Annotated in this window: 16 protein-coding genes; 11 read left to right on the forward strand and 5 right to left on the reverse strand. The window is 43.9% G+C overall.

All coding sequences use genetic code 11. The annotated features are described in order from the left end of the window. Positions 1-3 precede the first annotated feature (3 nt). The 5 genes from GGQ95_RS06395 to murC all read left to right on the forward strand — a co-directional run bounded on the left by GGQ95_RS06395 (position 4) and on the right by murC (position 6,842). Positions 4-801 (forward strand): DUF1444 domain-containing protein, encoded by a 798-nt coding sequence (locus GGQ95_RS06395; protein WP_044745978.1) that lies wholly within the window; start codon positions 4-6, stop codon positions 799-801. Between the two features lie 23 nt (positions 802-824). Beyond that, positions 825-1,430 carry a YtpR family tRNA-binding protein gene (ytpR, locus tag GGQ95_RS06400; protein WP_044745896.1) on the forward strand — a complete coding sequence of 202 codons (606 nt, stop codon included), beginning with the start codon at positions 825-827 and terminating at the stop codon, positions 1,428-1,430. Between the two features lie 296 nt (positions 1,431-1,726). Further along, the gene (locus tag GGQ95_RS06405) at positions 1,727-3,967 is read left to right on the forward strand and encodes a DNA translocase FtsK (protein WP_183186505.1); all 2,241 of its coding nucleotides are present in this window, start codon (positions 1,727-1,729) and stop codon (positions 3,965-3,967) included. A gap of 167 nt (positions 3,968-4,134) precedes the next feature. After that, positions 4,135-5,232, forward strand: coding sequence for a nicotinate phosphoribosyltransferase (locus GGQ95_RS06410; RefSeq protein ID WP_066150138.1), 1,098 nt, complete (start codon positions 4,135-4,137; stop codon positions 5,230-5,232). Between the two features lie 308 nt (positions 5,233-5,540). Continuing rightward, entirely contained in the window at positions 5,541-6,842 is a 1,302-nt protein-coding gene (gene murC / locus GGQ95_RS06415; protein ID WP_044745899.1) for a UDP-N-acetylmuramate--L-alanine ligase, read from the forward strand. Positions 6,843-6,929: 87 nt separating this feature from the next. Here murC and GGQ95_RS06420 read toward each other — a convergent pair whose 3' ends face one another. Further along, entirely contained in the window at positions 6,930-8,045 is a 1,116-nt protein-coding gene (locus GGQ95_RS06420) for an aminopeptidase (RefSeq protein WP_183186506.1), read from the reverse strand. 684 nt (positions 8,046-8,729) lie between these two features. Between GGQ95_RS06420 and GGQ95_RS06425 the strand changes: the two genes are divergently transcribed. Genes GGQ95_RS06425 through ytxJ form a run of 3 tightly spaced genes read left to right on the forward strand, consistent with a single transcriptional unit; the run spans position 8,730 to position 9,871 of the window. Beyond that, the gene (locus GGQ95_RS06425) at positions 8,730-9,128 is read left to right on the forward strand and encodes a DUF948 domain-containing protein (protein ID WP_066150144.1); all 399 of its coding nucleotides are present in this window, start codon (positions 8,730-8,732) and stop codon (positions 9,126-9,128) included. A gap of 15 nt (positions 9,129-9,143) precedes the next feature. Further along, on the forward strand, positions 9,144-9,536 hold the full coding sequence (locus tag GGQ95_RS06430) for a YtxH domain-containing protein (protein WP_183186507.1): 393 nt from the start codon (positions 9,144-9,146) through the stop codon (positions 9,534-9,536). Between the two features lie 5 nt (positions 9,537-9,541). After that, positions 9,542-9,871, forward strand: a complete 330-nt coding sequence (gene ytxJ, locus GGQ95_RS06435) for a bacillithiol system redox-active protein YtxJ (protein ID WP_183186508.1) — start codon at positions 9,542-9,544, stop codon at positions 9,869-9,871. A gap of 22 nt (positions 9,872-9,893) precedes the next feature. On the opposite strand, the gene GGQ95_RS06440 is transcribed toward ytxJ, so the two are convergent. Beyond that, a complete protein-coding gene (locus GGQ95_RS06440) occupies positions 9,894-12,062 on the reverse strand; it encodes a cell division protein FtsA (RefSeq protein ID WP_183186509.1) in 2,169 nt (722 codons plus the stop codon). A gap of 168 nt (positions 12,063-12,230) precedes the next feature. Here GGQ95_RS06440 and GGQ95_RS06445 point away from each other — a divergent pair, with 168 nt between their 5' ends. Beyond that, entirely contained in the window at positions 12,231-13,313 is a 1,083-nt protein-coding gene (locus tag GGQ95_RS06445; protein ID WP_066150156.1) for a bifunctional 3-deoxy-7-phosphoheptulonate synthase/chorismate mutase, read from the forward strand. 212 nt (positions 13,314-13,525) lie between these two features. Next, the gene (gene ccpA, locus GGQ95_RS06450) at positions 13,526-14,521 is read left to right on the forward strand and encodes a catabolite control protein A (RefSeq protein WP_044745906.1); all 996 of its coding nucleotides are present in this window, start codon (positions 13,526-13,528) and stop codon (positions 14,519-14,521) included. A 114-nt stretch (positions 14,522-14,635) separates the two neighbouring features. On the opposite strand, the gene GGQ95_RS06455 is transcribed toward ccpA, so the two are convergent. The 3 genes from GGQ95_RS06455 to GGQ95_RS06465 are packed head-to-tail and all read right to left on the reverse strand — an operon-like array spanning position 14,636 to position 17,113. Then, positions 14,636-15,814, reverse strand: a complete 1,179-nt coding sequence (locus GGQ95_RS06455; protein ID WP_066150159.1) for an acetoin utilization protein AcuC — start codon at positions 15,812-15,814, stop codon at positions 14,636-14,638. Further along, positions 15,811-16,455, reverse strand: coding sequence for an acetoin utilization AcuB family protein (locus tag GGQ95_RS06460; protein ID WP_159720268.1), 645 nt, complete (start codon positions 16,453-16,455; stop codon positions 15,811-15,813). The genes GGQ95_RS06455 and GGQ95_RS06460 overlap by 4 nt, the downstream gene beginning before the upstream one ends. A gap of 25 nt (positions 16,456-16,480) precedes the next feature. Continuing rightward, positions 16,481-17,113, reverse strand: coding sequence for a GNAT family N-acetyltransferase (locus GGQ95_RS06465; protein WP_044745909.1), 633 nt, complete (start codon positions 17,111-17,113; stop codon positions 16,481-16,483). Between the two features lie 182 nt (positions 17,114-17,295). On the opposite strand from GGQ95_RS06465, the gene acsA reads away from it, so the two are divergent. Next, the gene (acsA, locus tag GGQ95_RS06470; RefSeq protein ID WP_080862053.1) at positions 17,296-19,011 is read left to right on the forward strand and encodes an acetate--CoA ligase; all 1,716 of its coding nucleotides are present in this window, start codon (positions 17,296-17,298) and stop codon (positions 19,009-19,011) included. Positions 19,012-19,055: the final 44 nt, after the last annotated feature.

Below are 19,055 nucleotides of genomic sequence, written 5' to 3' on the forward strand. Positions count from 1 at the left end.
CAAATGGATAGTAAAAAAATGGCGAAAGAAATTGAAAAACGGCTAGCGCGTGAAGATTGGACATTTCAGTTTGACAGCAAAAAGGATACGCTTCGCATTGAAGACTCGCAAACCAAGAAAGGTGTCACCGTTTCGTTGCCAGGCATTATTGCGAAATGGCAGGAAAAGCAGGAGGAAGCGCTTCAGGAGGTTGTCTATTATATTGAACAAGCGCTCCATACAATGCATGAAGCCCATACGCTGTCGGGGAAAGAAAAGGACATTTATCCGGTAATCCGTTCTACCTCGTTTCCTACAGAAACAAAAGACGGGATTCCGCTGATTTACGAGGAGCATACGGCTGAAACACGGATCTACTACGCGCTCGATTTAGGAAACACGTATCGTCTGATTGACAAAACGCTGATTGAGCAGGAAAATTGGGATGTCCATCAAATCAAGGAGATTGCCCGCTTTAACATCCGTTCTTTAGAGACTCCTGTCAAAGAAGATGAAGTGGCAGGAAATCGTTTTTATTTTGTGAACACAAACGATGGCTATGATGCGAGCCGAATTTTAAACGATCGTTTTTTAGAAGAAATGGCCCAAAAAATCACCGGAACGATGGTGCTGGCTGTGCCTCATCAAGACGTTTTGGTGGTTGCCGACATCCAAAACGAAACAGGATATGATGTGCTTGCCCAGCTGACAATGAGCTTTTTTGCAAGCGGCCATGTGCCGGTAACCGCTCTATCATTTTTATATGAAAATGGCGAATTGGAACCAGTTTTTATATTAGGAAAAAATAAGGGAAAACAGTAGTCGGAAAGAAAGGAAGAGGTGCAATGAACGTATTTTATAATCGAGAAGGCATTGGCGATGTGTTGCTTATTTCTTTAAGGACGATGAACCCAGAAAGCCGCGCATTTGAAAAAAAGGGCGATATTGTTCGCATCTTTGACGAAACGACGAACGAAACAGTAGGATACAATATTTTTAACGTTTCTCACCATTACTCTTTTGAAGAAAATGCAGCGGTGGAGGTAGACGAGCAGTTAATTGAGGCCATCAATGAGCTTTTAGAGAAAAATGGCTTTACGGAATTCATTGAAGCTGATTTTTCACCCAAATTTGTTGTCGGATATGTGAAAGAAAAACAAAAACATCCTAATGCGGATAAATTAAGCGTATGCCAAGTGGATGTTGGCTCAGAAGTGCTACAAATTGTTTGCGGAGCACCGAATGTGGATGCTGGGCAAAAGGTGGTAGTAGCTAAAATTGGCGCGGTTATGCCGAGCGGCCTTGTCATTAAAGAAGCTGAATTGCGCGGTGTCCCTTCTTACGGAATGATTTGTTCCGCCCGCGAGCTTGAATTGCCAAACGCTCCGCAAGAAAAAGGGATTTTAGTTTTGTCTGATGATTATCAAGTTGGACAAGCTTTTACAAAATAATGTTATTTAACATTTATCTGAAAGAAGTTTTCCACTTCTAAGTTTTGCGAAGCTGAACGACAATGGGAGATGAATTTCGGTCGGCGATCGCCAACGGATAGGATCCTCTATCGTTCAAACGGACCCCTTCGGAACGAAGGAAAGCGAACATGCACAAGTCGCTTGAAGTTCCCACCTTTAAGCGAAGCATCGGTGGAGGGCAGTTTATTTCAGTCACTAGGCATCCTTCTAGTGACTTTTTTTTTATAATTGGTAAAATAGAGAGTTGAAAAGAGAATAGAAAGAGTGAATTCTAGATGAAATGGTTAAAACGGCTTGTTCGTTATTTGTTGCAGGAAGAGGATAGGCAGCCGCCGATTGAGCGGAAAGAACAGCCCATCGAGAAAACAGCTGCTGAACTCGATGTGAAAGTGACTTATCAGTATCCAACTGGAAAGTTTCGGTTTCCGTTGATTCCTGATGAAGCGTCAACGCGTCGTAAAAGAAGCAGCAAAACGTATGATGAAGCAGAAGAAAGACAAGAAAGAAGGGAAAAGCCGAGAAGGGAACCTGAAAGTCCTGCGATGGAAAAGCGTCCTTTCCGACCTTCAGAAGTACCTTCGCCGATTTACGGTTATAAAGGACGGCCGCAGCCAATGCAGCCGGAAAAGCGGGATAGTGAGACGGAACTCCCTGAGGAGAAGCAGGATTCGCTTTTGAGCCATCATCTGGACCTCCCTATTACATACATCATGGATCTACCTGATGAAAAAGAGCATGGAAGCGAGAAAGAAGAGGAGCCGATCGGACATCAGCCGTCGCTTGGGGAATCATTAGCTTTAAGCGATGAAGAGGAGGCACAGCCCTCTGCTATTGAAGAAGTGGCGGATAGTGAGGAGGAACAGCTTCTTGATGTTCGCCCATCAGAGGAGCAAGACGGGAGACCGTCAGAAGAGGAGAAGAAAGCGAAGACAGAGGAGCAAAATGCGGAAGCGTCTTTATCGAACGAACCACAAGAAAAACAAGCGCCGACACAGCGCCCGTCTTCTCGCATTCCGTATAATGTCATGATGCTCAAGCAAGATCGGGAAAAATGGGAGGCGCGAAAAAAAGAGAAAAAACAAGGGGAACCCGCTTACCGTTTTCCACAGCTTGAATTGCTGCAGCCCCCGTTGGAGCAAAAAGAGAATGATAAAGAATGGATGGATCATCAATGTGCCCAGCTTAATGAGACGTTTGCCAATTTCAATGTGGGAGCCAAAGTGGTTCATGTAGCTCAAGGGCCGACCGTAACAAGATTTGAAGTGCAGCCGGCACCGGGGGTGAAGGTGAACAAAATTACAAGCTTATCCGATGATATTAAACTAAGTCTAGCAGCAAAAGATATTCGCATCGAAGCGCCGATTCCTGGAAAAAGCACGATTGGGATTGAAGTGCCGAACGCTCAAAGCCGTCCAGTATTGATCCGTGAAATTTTGCAAAGTGAAGCTTTTAGAGCAAGTTCTTCGCCACTGACGGTTGCGCTCGGCCTGGATTTATCGGGGATGCCAATGGTGACAGACTTAAAGAAAATGCCGCATGGGTTAATTGCCGGGGCAACGGGTTCAGGAAAAAGCGTCTGCATCAATGCCATGCTTGTCAGTTTGCTTTATAAAGCGGCGCCTCATGAAGTAAAATTATTATTAATTGATCCAAAAATGGTGGAGCTCGCTCCATATAATGACATCCCGCATCTTGTCAGTCCGGTGGTGACCGATGTCAAAGCAGCGACAGGGGCATTAAAGTGGGCAGTTGAAGAAATGGAGCGGCGGTACAGCTTGTTTGCTCACACTGGAGTAAGGGATATTCAAAAATATAACGAGCTGGTGAGAAGAGAGCAGACACCAGAGCACCATCTTCCGTATATCGTCATTATCATTGATGAGCTAGCAGATTTAATGATGGTTGCCCCAACAGATGTCGAGGAAGCCATTTGCCGGATTGCCCAAAAAGCGAGAGCATGCGGAATCCATTTAATCGTGGCGACACAGCGCCCATCTGTTGATGTCATTACAGGCTTAATTAAAGCAAACATTCCGACAAGAATCGCCTTTTCTGTTTCTTCTCAAGTCGATTCCCGGACCATCATTGATACAAACGGGGCCGAAAAGTTGCTTGGACGTGGCGATATGCTGTTTTTAGAGAATGGAACATCGAAAACGGTGCGCATACAAGGAAATTTTGTGTCCGATGAGGAGATCGAGCGAGTGGTGTCCCATGTGAAGCAGCAAATGTCCCCAGCTTATTTATTCGAACAGGATGACTTTTTAAAACAGGCGTCTTTATCAAACGAAGAGGATGAACTGTTTTATGAAGCATGCGAATTTGTTGTACAGCAAGGAGGAGCGTCTACCTCAAGCTTGCAGCGCCGTTTCCGCATCGGTTATAACCGCGCGGCGCGACTGATGGAGATGATGGAGGAGCAGGGAATCATTTCGGAGGCGCGAGGCAGTAAGCCGCGTGATGTATTGATTACGGAAGAAGAGTTGGCTCATTTGCAAGAAGGTCATATGATATGATTGACTATATAGCAGATGGATTTTCTGACAGCGCTCATGCGAAGCAGTAAGGAAAGGGGGATTTTCCCTTTTCCTTACGGGGTGTCAGTTTTTCTATTGGTGTTCGTATCATGGTGTGACATAATTCATATCGGCTATATAAATTAGAGCAGGCGAGGGAGCAGAATATGAAGGAAATTGAATTGAAATTACAGGGAAAAATTAAGAGATTAACCAACCAGACATTCAAGTTTGATGAGCGTATTCGCGATGGCTGGTTTTCCGCTGTATATTTTTTGAAAACGAGGGAAATCGTGCGCGAATTTTGCCCAGATAACATCGTCACCATGCAATTTTTCCAAAAAGAGCATGCGGTGCTATGCGGCACGGATGAAGTGATTGCACTCGTTAAAACTTTTGCCGATGAGCCGGAAAAATTAGAAATTTACTCGCTAAAAGACGGAGACAAAATAAGTCCGTTTGAAACGGTGCTCACCATTACGGGGCCTTATCAAAATTTTGGCTATCTGGAAGGGATTATTGACGGTATTTTGGCGCGCCGCACATCGGTAGCGACAAACGTATATAACGTTGTAAAAGCGGCTGCGCTTTCTGGAGTGCAAAAACCGATTATTTTTATGGGGGATCGTGATGACCATTATACGCAACAAGCTGGCGATGGTTATGCCGCTTTTATCGGCGGTTCTACGGCCCAAGCGACTCATGCGATGAATGAATGGTGGGGCAAGCAAGGGATGGGAACGATGCCTCATGCGCTGATTCAATTGTTTGATGGGGATGTCGTAGCGGCCGCGAAAGCGTATTATGCGAAGTATCCAGAGGACGATTTAGTTGTTCTTGTCGATTATAATAATGACTGTATTACAGATGCGCTTCGTGTAGCTAGGGAATTTGGCGATAAATTAAAAGGAGTGCGTGTCGATACATCACGTACGATGATCGATCAATATTTTATCCGTCATCCGGAAGTGCTGGGGACGTTCGATCCGCGCGGGGTGAATCCTCCGCTTATTTTTGCGCTGCGGGAAGCATTGGACCGCGAAGGATTTGAACATGTTAAAATTGTGGTAAGCGGCGGATTTAATGAACAACGCATTATCGAATTTGAACAACAGGGGGTTCCTGTTGATATGTATGGAGTAGGGAGCAGCCTGTTAAAAATTCATATTGGCTTTACAGGAGATAACGTACTGTTAAACGGCAAGCATCAAGCTAAGGCAGGGCGGCGATATCGCCCCAATCCTCGTTTAGAAAAAGTAGAGTAAAGGCAATACAATATAGGAAAGCGGGGAAAACTGATAGAGAGAGGACTACTATCAGTTTTCCTTTTTCATCATAGTCTTTGACGAAAAACAGTGATATAATGATGAAATGTGAGAATACATATAGCAGGCAAATGACAAATCTATAGGAGCATCATATACTGTGTTACAGAGGAAAGTGTCGCTTGATTCTGCAAAGGAGATGAGCAGAATCAAACAGCGATCATGCTCGAACCAGACCAATCGGTTCCGTATTGAGCCGATTTTTATGGCGTAAAGGTTCAGACAGACGATTGTTGGAGGTCTTCGATATGACTGTTTACCATTTCGTGGGCATTAAAGGAACAGGAATGAGCGCGTTAGCACAAATTCTTCATGATATGAAGTATATTGTTCAAGGATCAGATGTTGAAAAGCGTTTTTTTACACAAAGAGCGCTAGAAGAGCGGGGAATTCCCATTTTTCCGTTTAGCAGGGAGAACATTCGCCCTGGCTGTACAGTGATTGCTGGAAATGCATTTGCGGATACGCATGAAGAAATTCAAGCGGCACATGAATTAGGGGTTCCTGTTATTCGTTATCATCGATTTTTGGGCGATTTTTTGCAAAAATTCACAAGTGTTGCCGTGACAGGAGCACATGGGAAAACATCGACGACAGGGCTGTTGGCTCATGTGATGCAAGGAGCGAAACCGACCTCGTATTTAATTGGGGATGGAACTGGAAAAGGAGTAGAAGGAAGCCAATATTTTGTGTTTGAAGCTTGCGAATATCGGCGTCACTTTTTATCGTATTTCCCTGATTATGCGATTATGACGAACATTGACTTTGATCATCCAGATTATTTTGCGAATATTGATGATGTATTTGCCGCTTTTCAGGAGATGGCGATGCAGGTGAAAAAGGGGATTATTGCATGCGGGGATGACGAGTATTTGCAAAAAATTCAAGCGAAGGTCCCGGTTTTGTTTTATGGCTTTGGCGATGACAACGATTTTCAGGCGCGCAATATCGTGAAAACGACAGAAGGAACTTCGTTTGATGTATTTGTTCGCAATACGTTTTTTGCTTCATTTGAAATCCCGCGTTTTGGCGATCATAATGTGCTCAATGCGTTGGCGGTCATTGCCCTTTGCCATTATGAAGAAATTGATGTGCGCATTATTCAAGAACGTTTAAAAACGTTCCAAGGAGTGAAGCGGCGGTTTAGTGAAAAAGAGATCGGCGATCAAATTTTGATTGACGACTATGCTCATCATCCGCGAGAAATTGTGGCAACGCTTGATGCGGCAAGACAAAAATATCCGAATCGTGAAATTGTTGCGATCTTTCAGCCACACACCTATACAAGAACGCAAACCTTTTTGCAAGAGTTTGCTGAGAGCCTTCAGCAAGCGGATCAGGTGTATTTGTGCGATATTTTTGGTTCTGCCCGTGAGCATCAGGGACAGCTGTCGATTTATGATTTGCAAGCGAAAATTCCACATGCTCGCCTGATTACAGAAGACGATACATCGGTATTAAAGCAGCATGCGCATGCGGTGCTGGTATTTATGGGAGCCGGAGATATTCAAAAGTTTCAAGAGGCATATGAGCAAACCGTTCATTCATAGCACCGAGAGCTCATTCTAGGTGCTTTTCTTCTGCTTGAAGAAGAGGGGAGCCGATTCATTCAATGAATCGGCTCTTTGTATTACACCTTATTTGAGATTTTCCGGATTTAGCGCTTCAAGCTCCGGTATGACGAAGCGCCCGTCTTTGCGGATTAACACTCCATCAAAATAAATTTCACCGCCGCCGTATTCTGGACGTTGAATCATCACCATGTCCCAGTGAATGGTGGAATGATTGCCGTTGTATGCATCATCATAGCACTGTCCCGGAGTGAAATGAAAGCTTCCGTCAATTTTTTCGTCAAATAAAATATCCTGCATCGGGTGCTGGATGTATGGATTGACGCCGATGGCAAACTCACCGATATAGCGTGCGCCTTCATCTGTATCGAAAATTTGATTCATTCGTTCTGTATCGTTAGCCGTTGCTTCCGTGATTTGGCCATCTTTAAACGTTAGCTTGACGTTTTCAAATGTAAAGCCATGGTAAGGAGACGGCGTATTGAACGAAATAGTGCCATTGACAGAATCACGAACAGGAGCCGTGTATACTTCGCCATCTGGAATGTTCATCTGTCCAGAGCATTTAATGGCTGGAATATCCTTAATAGAGAAGGACAAGTCAGTTCCTGGTCCTGTAATGCGCACTTGATCGGTTTTGTTCATTAAATCGACGAGCGCATCCATTGCTCGATCCATTTTGCTATAGTCAAGATTGCACACATTAAAATAAAAATCTTCAAATGCTTCGGTGCTCATTTTTGCCAACTGAGCCATCGATGGGCTTGGATAACGGAGCACCACCCATTTTGTTTTGGGAACACGAATATCGCGATGCACTTTTTGCATGACGGTTTTGCCATGAAGCCGCATTTTATCATCAGGAATATCAGCAAATTCGTTAATATTGTCACCGGCCCGAAGCCCGATATAAGCGTCCATTTGCGCCATGATGCTTGCTTCGAAGTCGGCCATCATTTGAAATTGCTCCTCTTGTGCACCGAGTAAAAGAGCTCGATCAATTTGATGATCCTTTAACAATACAAACGGATATCCTCCAGCAGCATAGGCTTCCCGGACGAGAGCGATGACAAATTCGCGCTGAAGCCCGAAGTTTTCAATTAATACTTTTTCTCCCTTTTGCAGGCGAACCGAGTATTGAATTAGAGTTTTGGCTAATTGCTCAATGCGTGGATCTTTCATTTATGCTTCCTCCCATTCGAATCGATTGATTTTGGCATTGGTGATCATGACGTTGCTTGAGAAATGCAGAATTGCCAAGGATAAACCTGAGCGTCTTCTATCTCATGGTCAGCATAGCACGGAACCTGCCGTTTGTCGCAACCAGACAAACATAGGGGAACATGGGCGTCCCGTTTGTCTTCTTTGATTCATCAACAAGCTTTACCTACTATGTATACAAAATTATTGTATCCTATTTTGCCCAATTTGTTGAATAGAATAGCTGTCACTTGATATGTTTACCAGCTGTATGAAAGAGTGAGGGCCGTTTTAGGTGGGCGAAACAAGCTGCTGTACGGAACCATAAATGGATCAAACGTCTTGAATCTAACCTTCGTCACGTGAATGCGTGTGGGAAGGCAAGTCACAAAACTTTTTCGATCGTGGATGTTTACTGATCCTGTTTGTCTCATCTTTGATGGAGCAGTCTAGGGATGTACGCCATTTTTCGACAGTTGTTTGTTCGAATGCAGAGCCGCGTTACCAATGTGGCGAGAAATGTTCATTCATTGATTTGGTGTGTATGCTTGCGCCATGTTCCTGTCTGTTAAAATTTCAAATTATATAGAATGTTAGAGGAGGAATTTGTCGATACGAAGTCGAATAGTCTCTTTTAAAGAAAGGTTGCATTGGGGAGGAAAAAATGTGGAAATCATTTTATATTTAAGCGTAGCATTGGTTGCGATTGCCTTTTTCATTTTAGTTGTGTATTTAGTTAAAACATTGAAAAGAGTGCAGGATACATTGCAAAGCTTGACGAAAACAATCGAAGGAATGGAAAAGCAAGTGAATGAAATCGGGACGGAAACCTCTCAACTATTGCATAAAACGAATGCGGTAGCTGATGATGTACAGAAAAAAATGGAGAGTTTAAACAGGCTATTTGACACCGTCAAACAGGTAGGAGCGACGATCCAAACGTTTAACGATTCTTTAGCTAAACAGCTGTCGAGCAATGAGCAAAAAGTCATTCAAGCGGTGCAATGGGGAAATGCTTTTTTAGAAATATGGGGAAAATGGAAAAGAAGAAAAAAAACAAACTAAAAAGGAGGATGCAAGATGGGAAAAAATAACGGGAGTTTTTTGCTAGGAGCGATTGTTGGCGGGGTGGTTGGAGCTGCGACGGCCCTATTTTTCACAAGCGATAAGGGGAAAAAGTGGGTAGCAGAAATAAATGTGACAGGGAATTTGGAGCCAATTAAAACAAAGGCTACAGAATGGCTGGAAATTGCGAAAGAGAAAACAAAAGAGGTAGCTAAGAGAGTACCGGCAGCCAAAGACACGGAAAGCAACATGAATGAGCAGGAAAATGAAGGAATTGAACTGGAGACAGAAGCGATCCGGATTCCAGTGGACAACAATAAAGAAGCAATTGACAGATTGTTGAAAGAAACAGAACAGGCATTGAGTGATGCGGAACAGAAAAAACAGCATCCGAATGAAGCGGAGTGAAAAATGTGGGAAAACAAAAGCTTGAAACAGTAGAACAATTTGAACCAATCGTTCAAGAAGTCAAACATTTTTTGTTATTGAAACATAGCCTAACGTGTCCGATAAGTCGAGCGGCTTTCGAGGAGTACGAGAAGTTTGTAGAGGATCATCCGGAAGTGGCCGCGTATTATTTATATGTGCAAGAAGCACGGCCACTTTCCAATTACATTGCTGAGACATTCAGCATAAAGCATGAATCGCCTCAAGCGTTGCTGTTTGCAAACGGCTCTGTTAAATGGCACACCTCGCATTGGAGCATTACGTACGATGAACTGAAGCGGCAAATTATAGGCTGATCCCCTATCACTTGGGATCAGCCTATGATTTTTTGTTTATATGGATGGGCTCCCAAGTCATTTCTAATTCATCCCCCGGAGCCAAAGGTTCATAAAATGTCACTCGCTCCCCGTTTTTTAGCAACGTGAAAGTCGCTGAAGCAGACGAAGGGATATCAATTTGAACATAGTTAAAAATATCTTGAAAAATAAATGACTCCATTTTCCTTTCGACCAGTTCCAGAGTCGATCCGTTTTCAACTTGATCCTCTTCATGAAGCAGCTGTCCGTTACGATAAATTTGCACCAAAGGTTTGGAAAGAGTAATCCACTCTCCATTAAAACGGACAGGGACGGAGTAGGTCAAACGGATTTGCTGAGCGTCAGCCAGCTCGCGAAGCGTTGGTGCCGCTTGGTCTGTAAGTTCAATGATGTCGCCATCCTCAAAGCTTGATGATAACCGCGCTTCCAGCTGATTTTTATAAATAGTCCCAGCCCATGCTTTGATTTCAATAGGAGAATGATTGAGATAGACGATAAATGGTTTGAGCTTTGTCAGCCATTGAGAGAGGTTGAGACTATGCAGCAATTCCTCGATGGTTTCTGGCATTTTCAGGGTAATGATGTCGCGATCATGGACATATGTATCTAAAGAAACAGCCTGTCCGTTTTGATAGACCGCTGCTTTGATTTCATACGTGTCTCCATTTATGGTGACGGTTTTGCGCGGCAGCTCATCGATTAAATCTCTTAATGAAATGGACACAGCTTCCCCGTCTTTCCCTTTTTCAACGAAAATATCGTCTCCATCATGAATGGAGGTGTCTAAAGCAGCTGGAATGCCGTTTTTCGTAATGAGCGGAGGTTGCCCATGTGTGCCTGGAATGGTGATCATTTGTCCATTGACAGTGACAACAAGAGCCATTCCTGGTTTCCCGTATAGCTTATGAATGGAAATGCCGCTGGCCAGCAAACAGTCGCCAATGGTTAGCTGCTTCATATCAAATAAGCGAACAAGCTGTCCGTTGACAGAGACGCTAACATACTTCACCGGATTTTGCTGGGATGCAATGGCAATGCCGATGGGGGTGACAAGCTCTGGCCCATGCAGATGGATGTCTGGACTGATTGTTAATTTTTGAATGGCTTCTACTCCTCGGATCGCCACGCGATGATCCGGCAATTCAAGCATTTTAGCCAGTCGTTTTGGCAACTGAGGAGTCAAGCTGCCGCCGCCAACCAACATAACGGCTTTTGGAGGCTTTCCGTTATTCAAAAGCAAGATTTCATCACGGATAGCTTGAGCAAGCCGATCAATCGCCTCGGAAATGGAAGCAACGATTTCTTCACTGCTCACTTCTGTTTCAAAGCCTAAAATATCTGTGATGGTGACGGTCGTGTTTTTGGAAAGCTCGCGTTTTGTTTGTTCAGCCAATGGAAAGTCTAATAAATATTGGTCTGAAATCGCTTCCGTAATCTCATCTCCGGCAACCGGAACCATTCCATAAGCCACTACGGTGCCGAGATCAGTGATAGCGATATCTGAAGTTCCGGCGCCAATATCGACGAGCGCAATGTTTAAACGGCGCATCGTAGGCGGTATCAGCACATTAATAGCTGCGATTGGCTCAAGGGTCAGCGCCTCCATTTCAAGGTTGGCGCGTTGTAAAGCCGCTAGAAGAGAATCGACCACAATTTTGGGCAAAAATGTGGCGATCACTTCAACGGCTGCTTCTGTCCCTTGCTGGTCAATTAAACTGCCGATTTCTTGTCCGTCAATTTTGTAGTTCACTACAGAATAGCCTACGCAATAGTAATGATGGCTTTGTTCTTGCTGCTGTGCCGCCAATTTTGCTTGTGCTTGCTGCACAGCGCTTAATTCTAAATGCGTCACATCTTCTTTGGTGATCATCGTCTTTCCGGATACCCACAATGTCGCTTCAGCCCGTTCGGTTTTTAAGGCTCTTCCAGCAGCAGCAACAGAAACGCGTCGCAACGGTCCATATTTTTTTTCCAATGCTTCTTTAATTTCTATAATGGTTTTCGAGACTGCCGGGATATCATGAATTTGTCCGTCAAGCATGGCTCGTTCATCATGTTCTTTTGCTATCACATCAAATACTTGATAAGCACCGTTCATTTCTTGTAAAATAACCCCAATAACAGAGCGCGTTCCGATATCTAATGCAAAAATGGCTGTCTCATTGTTCACGGACCATTCACCTTCTTTTAAAATTTGTCATATGCTGCTTTATTACTTAAATGCGTTTAATTGCTAAAGTTTTTTAGTGACAATTGTATCCATTTCGATTATAATGTCTAATTAATAGAAATGTATCATATTTTTTTACTTTTATAAACCACGAAAGGATGAGAAAGCATGAGCAACGACAGATTAGACGAGTTAAGGGCAAGGGTCGACGAAGTGAACTTGCAGATTTTAAAATTGATTAACGAACGAGGCCGCCTTGTCCAAGAAATTGGGAAAATTAAAGAAACACAGGGCACTTATCGCTATGATCCAGTTCGTGAGCGAAAGATGCTCGATTTGATTCTTGAATATAACGACGGACCGTTTGAAACGGCGACGTTGAAACATATTTTTAAAGAAATTTTTAAAGCGGGCTTAGAGCTGCAAGAAGACGATCATCGCAAAGCGCTGCTTGTTTCGCGGAAGAAAAAGCCAGAAAATACGATTGTCAACATCAAAGGTGAAAAAATTGGTGACGGCAATCAATATTTTGTGATGGGGCCTTGCGCAGTAGAAAGCTACGAACAGGTGGCTGAAGTAGCTAAGGCAGTGAAACAGCACGGATTAAAATTATTGCGCGGGGGAGCGTACAAGCCAAGAACATCTCCATATGACTTCCAAGGACTTGGAGTGGAAGGGCTGAAAATTTTGAAAAGAATTGCTGCCGAATACGATTTAGCAGTCATTAGTGAAATCGTGACTCCTGCCGATATTGAAACAGCCCTTGATTACATCGACGTCATTCAAATCGGTGCGCGCAATATGCAAAACTTTGAGCTGTTAAAGGCGGCCGGCCAAGTAAATAAACCGGTATTGCTAAAGCGCGGACTGGCTGCAACGATCGAAGAGTTTATCAACGCTGCAGAATACATTATGTCGCAAGGAAATGATCAAATTATTCTTTGCGAGCGTGGAATCCGCACATATGAACGGGCAACGCGGAATACGCTTGACATTTCTGCTGTGCCGATCTTAAAGAAAGAAACTCATTTGCCGGTATTTGTCGATGTGACTCACTCGACTGGAAGACGCGATCTATTGCTTCCTTGCGCCAAGGCGGCATTGGCAATCGGTGCCGACGGAGTGATGGCCGAGGTGCATCCTGATCCAGCCGTTGCTTTATCAGATTCAGCTCAGCAAATGGATATTGCTCAATTTAACGAATTTATGGAAGAATTAAAATCGTTTCAACGGCAAATGGTGAAGGCGTAAATCACGCGACCCTTCCCTTTCATCGGGGCGAATACGCGCTGGTGAAAGGGATTTTTTATTTTGGTCTTAGTTTGAATAAAATACGAAAACATTTACAAATTATTTGTCAAGACGTTGCCATTGTTCCATAATGTATCGTATGATATTGCTAATATAATAAGTAGACAAGATGACGATTGTCATAAAATAGAGGTATAAGAGGAGTGGGATAAATGAATGTAACCATTTATGATGTTGCTCGAGAAGCAAATGTGTCGATGGCAACGGTATCACGAGTAGTTAATGGGAATCCAAATGTTAAGCCGTCGACAAGAAAAAAGGTATTGGAGGCCATTGAACGACTCGGCTATCGGCCAAACGCTGTTGCACGCGGGCTCGCCAGCAAAAAAACGACAACGGTCGGCGTGATTATCCCTGATATTTCGAGCATCTTTTTTGCCGAATTAGCGCGAGGAATCGAAGATATTGCTACGATGTATAAATATAATATCATTTTGAGCAACTCCGATCAAAACAAAGAGAAAGAGTTGCATTTGCTCAATACGATGCTGGCAAAGCAAGTAGATGGAATCGTGTTCATGGGGGGCAATATGACGGATGAACATGTAAGCGAATTTCAGAAATCATCCGTTCCGATTGTGCTGGCGGCGACCATTGAGCAAAATCATGCGATTCCATCAGTAAACATTGACTACGAGCAAGCCGCATTTGAAGCTGTGACCTATCTTCTTGATAAAGGAAATACACGCATAGCGTATGTGACCGGACCGGCTGATGATCCAATTAATCAGAAAAAGCTGTCAGGTTATCGGCGTGCGCTTGAGGAGAGAGGAATTGCATATGATGAGGGGCTGATTATTGAAGGAGACTATTCATACGATTCGGGTATCGAAGCGTATGAAAAAATGATGGAATTGCATGATAGACCAACAGCCGTATTTGCTGGTACAGATGAGATGGCGCTTGGAGTGATTCATAGCGCGCAGGACCATGGCATTCATGTGCCAAACCAATTGGAGGTAGTCGGGTTTGATAATACCCGGCTTGCGACAATGGTGCGCCCGCGCTTAACTACGGTTGTCCAGCCAATGTATGATATCGGCGCGGTGGCTATGCGGCTGCTCACGAAATATATGAATAAAGAGCATGTCGAAAACCATATTGTTGTGCTGCCGCATCGCATTGAATATCGAGAATCAACAAAATAAACAAAGATTTTGGTGGTAGACAAAGTGAATTTTCACTTTGTCTACCATTGTTTTTCTGACTGAGAATATCTTGAAAACGGTTGGCAGACAAGGAATGTCGCCAAATATGAAATTTCATAGGCTTTGCTTCATGTTGGGACGTTGGTTGCGAATGGGATAAAGCGCTTTCTCGACAGTCAGAGCGTTTTTTTCAGTAATTTCTCCCTTGCGTGGAATGGGCGGATACAATCCTTCTGGATCGTCCCATGTTTCAGGAAGCGGAACAGGAGAGTACGGCTGCCATTTTTCAAGCCATGCTTGCGGGAGGTTTCCTGAAATGTTTGATTGTTCAGTCATTTCAAGCCAAATGAATGACCATGCTCTTGGTACGACGCGCCAAATATCGTAGCCGCCTCCACCGACGGCAATCCAGCGGCCGTCACAATATTGATGAGCGATTTCATGAGCCAGCCTTGGGATCTCACGATAAGTTTTCGTTGTGACAGATAGATGAGTAAGCGGATCGTAGTAGTGGGCATCGGCCCCATTTTGTGTCAAAATGACATCTGGCTTAAAAAAATCAGCGATTTCTCGCAATGCTTGCGTGTAAGCATCAAGCCATGATTCATCCTCGGTAAACGCATCGACGGGAATATTAAATGAGAACCCATACCCCTTTCCGTGCCCCCGCTCTGTAATGTTTCCTGTTCCAGGGAACAAATATCTTCCCGTTTCATGAATGGAAAACGTACAGACATTCGGATCGTCGTAAAAGGCCCATTGTACTCCGTCGCCATGATGGGCATCCGTATCCACATAAAGAACGCGAAGCCCATAGCGTTCTTGAATGTATTTAATCGCTACCGCACTATCATTATAAATGCAAAATCCCGATGCTTTACCGCGAAACCCATGGTGGAGTCCTCCGCCTAGGCTTAAGGCGTGGACAGCTTTTCCTGATAATACATAATCCACAGCTGTTAACGTCGCTCCTACTAGCAAAGCACTTGCTTCATGCATATTAGGAAAAATAGGGGTATCCTCTGTCCCCAGTCCGTAATTCAGGGCGATCTCATCTGTTAATTTTCCTTGCCCAGCCGCTTTAACGGCTTCAATGTAAGCACGGTCGTGAATCAATTCCAGTTCCTCATCTGTGGCGATGCGAGGTGAAATAATTTGTCCGTCTTCTAAAGCATCGATAGCTTGGAGCAAATCATAAGTGAGTTTAACGCGCAATTGGTTAAATGGATGGTCATCGTTGAATTTGTAAGTTTGAAATGCATCTGAGTATACGAACACACAATCCTTCTTCATGATGAAACCCCCGGTAGGTTTGGCCATAGAACCGCGTAGCCTGCGTTTTTTAAATCAGCAATAATTCCGGTAGGATTCATGGTTTGAATGCGGAATACAAGAATTTTGTAGCGTTCATCGCTATCTGGATAGACAAGGACGCTGGAAATATTCATATTTCTTTTCGCAAAGACCGCTGCTACTTCGCTTAGCATTCCGCTATAATTAGGTACCTTGACTTCGATCTGTGATCCAGGCTGATGCGCTCCTGTCAGTTGTACAAGCGTGTACAGCAAATCCGTTTCAGTCACCATTCCTACTAATTTTCCATCTGTTTCAATCGGTAAACAGCTAATTCGGTGCTCATAAAATAACGCCGCAATTTCTTCTACAAAATCAAGAGGGTGGCCTGTAATCACATCTGTTTTCATCAGCGTGCTAATCGGTTTTTCAAAGTCTTCTAAATGTTCATGGGCATGGAAAATAGAAGGGCTTGCATCACGAATATCACGGTCTGTCACAATGCCCAAGATGCGCTGTTCTTCATCGACGATCGGAATATGGCGAATGCGCTTCTGCTTGACTAGGTTGATCGCATCTGTGATCGTACTGTTTGGATGAAGTGTGAAGATGTTTGTTTTCATAATTTGTTCAACAATCATACCTTCTCCCCCTTTGTTTGCTGATTTAATACATAAAACGGTTCATAAACCGAAGGCGATCGAACTTTTGAATGGATTCCTGATCGACTCGTTTTCCAATGCGAGCCATAAGGCAGTTAGCCGGATGCGAGCAGATTTCAGGATCATCAGTCGCATACCAGACAAGTCCTCCAGCATTCATCATTTTCTCCATGATTTTACGATATTCCCACACATTCAGTCCGGTTCTTTTTAAATCCCAATGCCAATAATATTCTGTCGTGATGATAATATAATCTTCCATTGCATCATCCATCATCGAAACAATAAGCAAGTTTTTGCCCACTTGATAGCCGCGGAATTCAGGAATGACCTCGATGGCCCCCAGTTCGATCAAATTGCTCATGTTACCCTCAGACCAGCGCTCAAGCGGATCAGGATAAAGAAATGTGACGTAGCCGATAATGGTGTGATGATGGCGGGCGATGATAATCCTTCCTTCAGGAAGGCAAGCAATCTCGATCAGTGCTTTATGCTGTTGCTCTGGCTGTCGGAATGCGGTTAAGTCATGGTGAAATTCATAGGCTGCTAGCTTTTCGGGCGGCACCGGCCCTTCGATGATCAGCGTGCCTCTTGGAGTTTTTAGTTCTTTGGCATTATATGTTTTTTTATGTTCCATTCAGTCACCACCTGGTTATCTTTTCTCACAGTTCCATTATACATGAAAAAAAGAAAGATAAAGCGTTTTCAAAAAAACTTCAAAAAACTTTGTTTTTAAAGTTAATTTTTTAAAAATTGAGAATTTATATGAGTTATACTATAATGGAAATGTAATCATTTACATAAGGGGGAAATAGGGGAATGAAAGTGGAAACGCTATCAGTCATACAAGGGGAGCACAATTTAGCCAATTATGAGGAAACCTATCGAAATTTTGATTGGTCAGAGGCTGAAAAAAATTTTTCATGGTCGGAAACAGGCCGCGTAAATATGGCTTATGAGGCGATTGACCGCCATGTAGAGACATTCCGGAAAAATAAAGTCGCACTTTATTATCGAGATGCTTCGCGCGAGGAAAAATATACGTTCAAAGAAATGAAAGAATGGTCGAATAAGGCAGCCAATGTATTCAAACAAGTCGCTGAAGTAGAAAAAGGAGATCGCGTCTTCGTTTTTATGCCGCGTTCGCCAGAGTTGTATTTTGCTGTTCTTGGAGCAATTAAAACAGGAGCGATTGTTGGGCCATTATTTGAAGCGTTTATGGAAGGGGCTGTTCGCGATCGCCTGGAAGACAGCGAAGCGAAGGTCATTGTCACCACTCCGGAATTGCTGCCGCGCGTTCCTGTCAATGAGCTTCCGGCCTTAAAGTATGTTTTGTTAGTGGGAGATCAAATTAAAGAGGAAGGTCCATATATCGACTTCAAAAAGCGCATGAATGAAGCAAGTAAGCATTTTGACGTTGAATGGGTGGATCGGCAGGATGGATTGATTTTGCACTATACATCTGGCTCTACCGGAAAACCGAAGGGCGTCTTGCATGTTCACAATGCGATGATCCAGCATTATCAAACAGCGAAATGGGTGCTTGATTTACAAGAGGATGATGTATATTGGTGCACGGCGGATCCAGGATGGGTAACAGGAACCTCTTACGGAATTTTCGGCCCGTGGCTCTGCGGTGCTTCCAACGTGATTATCGGGGGACGCTTCAGCCCGGAAATATGGTATCAAACAATCGAGGATTACGGCGTGACGGTTTGGTACAGCGCTCCGACGGCTTTTCGAATGCTGATGGGAGCAGGAGATGAAATTATTAAACAATTTGATTTGAGCTCACTTCGTCATATCTTAAGCGTAGGAGAACCGCTTAATCCGGAAGTAGTGCGCTGGGGATTAAAGGTATTTCATCGCCGCATTCATGATACGTGGTGGATGACAGAAACGGGTGCACAGCTCATTTGCAATTATCCGTGTATGGAAATCAAGCCTGGATCAATGGGTAAGCCGATTCCTGGAGTAACAGCGGCGATCATTGATGATCAAGGAAACGAATTGCCTCCTTATCGCATGGGGAACCTGGCAATCCGCAAAGGTTGGCCGTCCATGATGAAGGAAATTTGGAACAATCCGCAAAAATATGAATCTTATTTTATCGGGGATTGGTATGTGTCGGGAGATTCGGCTTATATGGATGAGGACGGTTATTTCTGGTTCCAAGGACGGATTGATGATGTGATTATGACATCAGGAGAGCGCGTAGGGCCGTTTGAAGTAGAAAGTAAGCTTGTTGAACATCCGGCTGTTGCTGAAGCAGGCGTCATTGGAAAGCCTGATCCAGTGCGAGGAGAAATTATTAAAGCCTTTATTTCGTTGCGCGATGGCTATGAGCCGTCTGAGGAATTGATTGAAGATATTCGTCTTTTTGTCAAGAAAGGATTAGCGGCTCATGCGGCTCCGCGGGAAATTGAGTTTCGTGATAAATTGCCGAAAACACGAAGCGGCAAAATCATGCGCCGCGTGTTAAAAGCATGGGAATTGAACTTGCCGACAGGAGATTTGTCGACGATGGAAGATTAATGATTATAGCAAAAACGGCTGACGCGAATATTCGGTCAGCCGTT

Origin of the sequence: Anoxybacteroides rupiense (assembly GCF_014196195.1) — a bacterium.
Taxonomy (GTDB): Bacteria; Bacillota; Bacilli; order Bacillales; family Anoxybacillaceae; genus Anoxybacteroides; species Anoxybacteroides rupiense.

Excerpts from the sequence above, each read along its gene's own strand:
- GGQ95_RS06395 (WP_044745978.1), top strand. The coding sequence starts at position 4 with ATGGATAGTAAAAAAATGGCGAAAGAAATTGAAAAACGGCTAGCGCGT.
- ytpR (WP_044745896.1), top strand. The coding sequence starts at position 825 with ATGAACGTATTTTATAATCGAGAAGGCATTGGCGATGTGTTGCTTATT.
- GGQ95_RS06405 (WP_183186505.1), top strand. The coding sequence starts at position 1,727 with ATGAAATGGTTAAAACGGCTTGTTCGTTATTTGTTGCAGGAAGAGGAT.
- GGQ95_RS06410 (WP_066150138.1), top strand. The coding sequence starts at position 4,135 with ATGAAGGAAATTGAATTGAAATTACAGGGAAAAATTAAGAGATTAACC.
- murC (WP_044745899.1), top strand. The coding sequence starts at position 5,541 with ATGACTGTTTACCATTTCGTGGGCATTAAAGGAACAGGAATGAGCGCG.
- GGQ95_RS06420 (WP_183186506.1), bottom strand. The coding sequence starts at position 8,045 with ATGAAAGATCCACGCATTGAGCAATTAGCCAAAACTCTAATTCAATAC.
- GGQ95_RS06430 (WP_183186507.1), top strand. The coding sequence starts at position 9,144 with ATGGGAAAAAATAACGGGAGTTTTTTGCTAGGAGCGATTGTTGGCGGG.
- GGQ95_RS06445 (WP_066150156.1), top strand. The coding sequence starts at position 12,231 with ATGAGCAACGACAGATTAGACGAGTTAAGGGCAAGGGTCGACGAAGTG.
- ccpA (WP_044745906.1), top strand. The coding sequence starts at position 13,526 with ATGAATGTAACCATTTATGATGTTGCTCGAGAAGCAAATGTGTCGATG.
- GGQ95_RS06455 (WP_066150159.1), bottom strand. The coding sequence starts at position 15,814 with ATGAAGAAGGATTGTGTGTTCGTATACTCAGATGCATTTCAAACTTAC.
- GGQ95_RS06460 (WP_159720268.1), bottom strand. The coding sequence starts at position 16,455 with ATGATTGTTGAACAAATTATGAAAACAAACATCTTCACACTTCATCCA.
- GGQ95_RS06465 (WP_044745909.1), bottom strand. The coding sequence starts at position 17,113 with ATGGAACATAAAAAAACATATAATGCCAAAGAACTAAAAACTCCAAGA.
- acsA (WP_080862053.1), top strand. The coding sequence starts at position 17,296 with ATGAAAGTGGAAACGCTATCAGTCATACAAGGGGAGCACAATTTAGCC.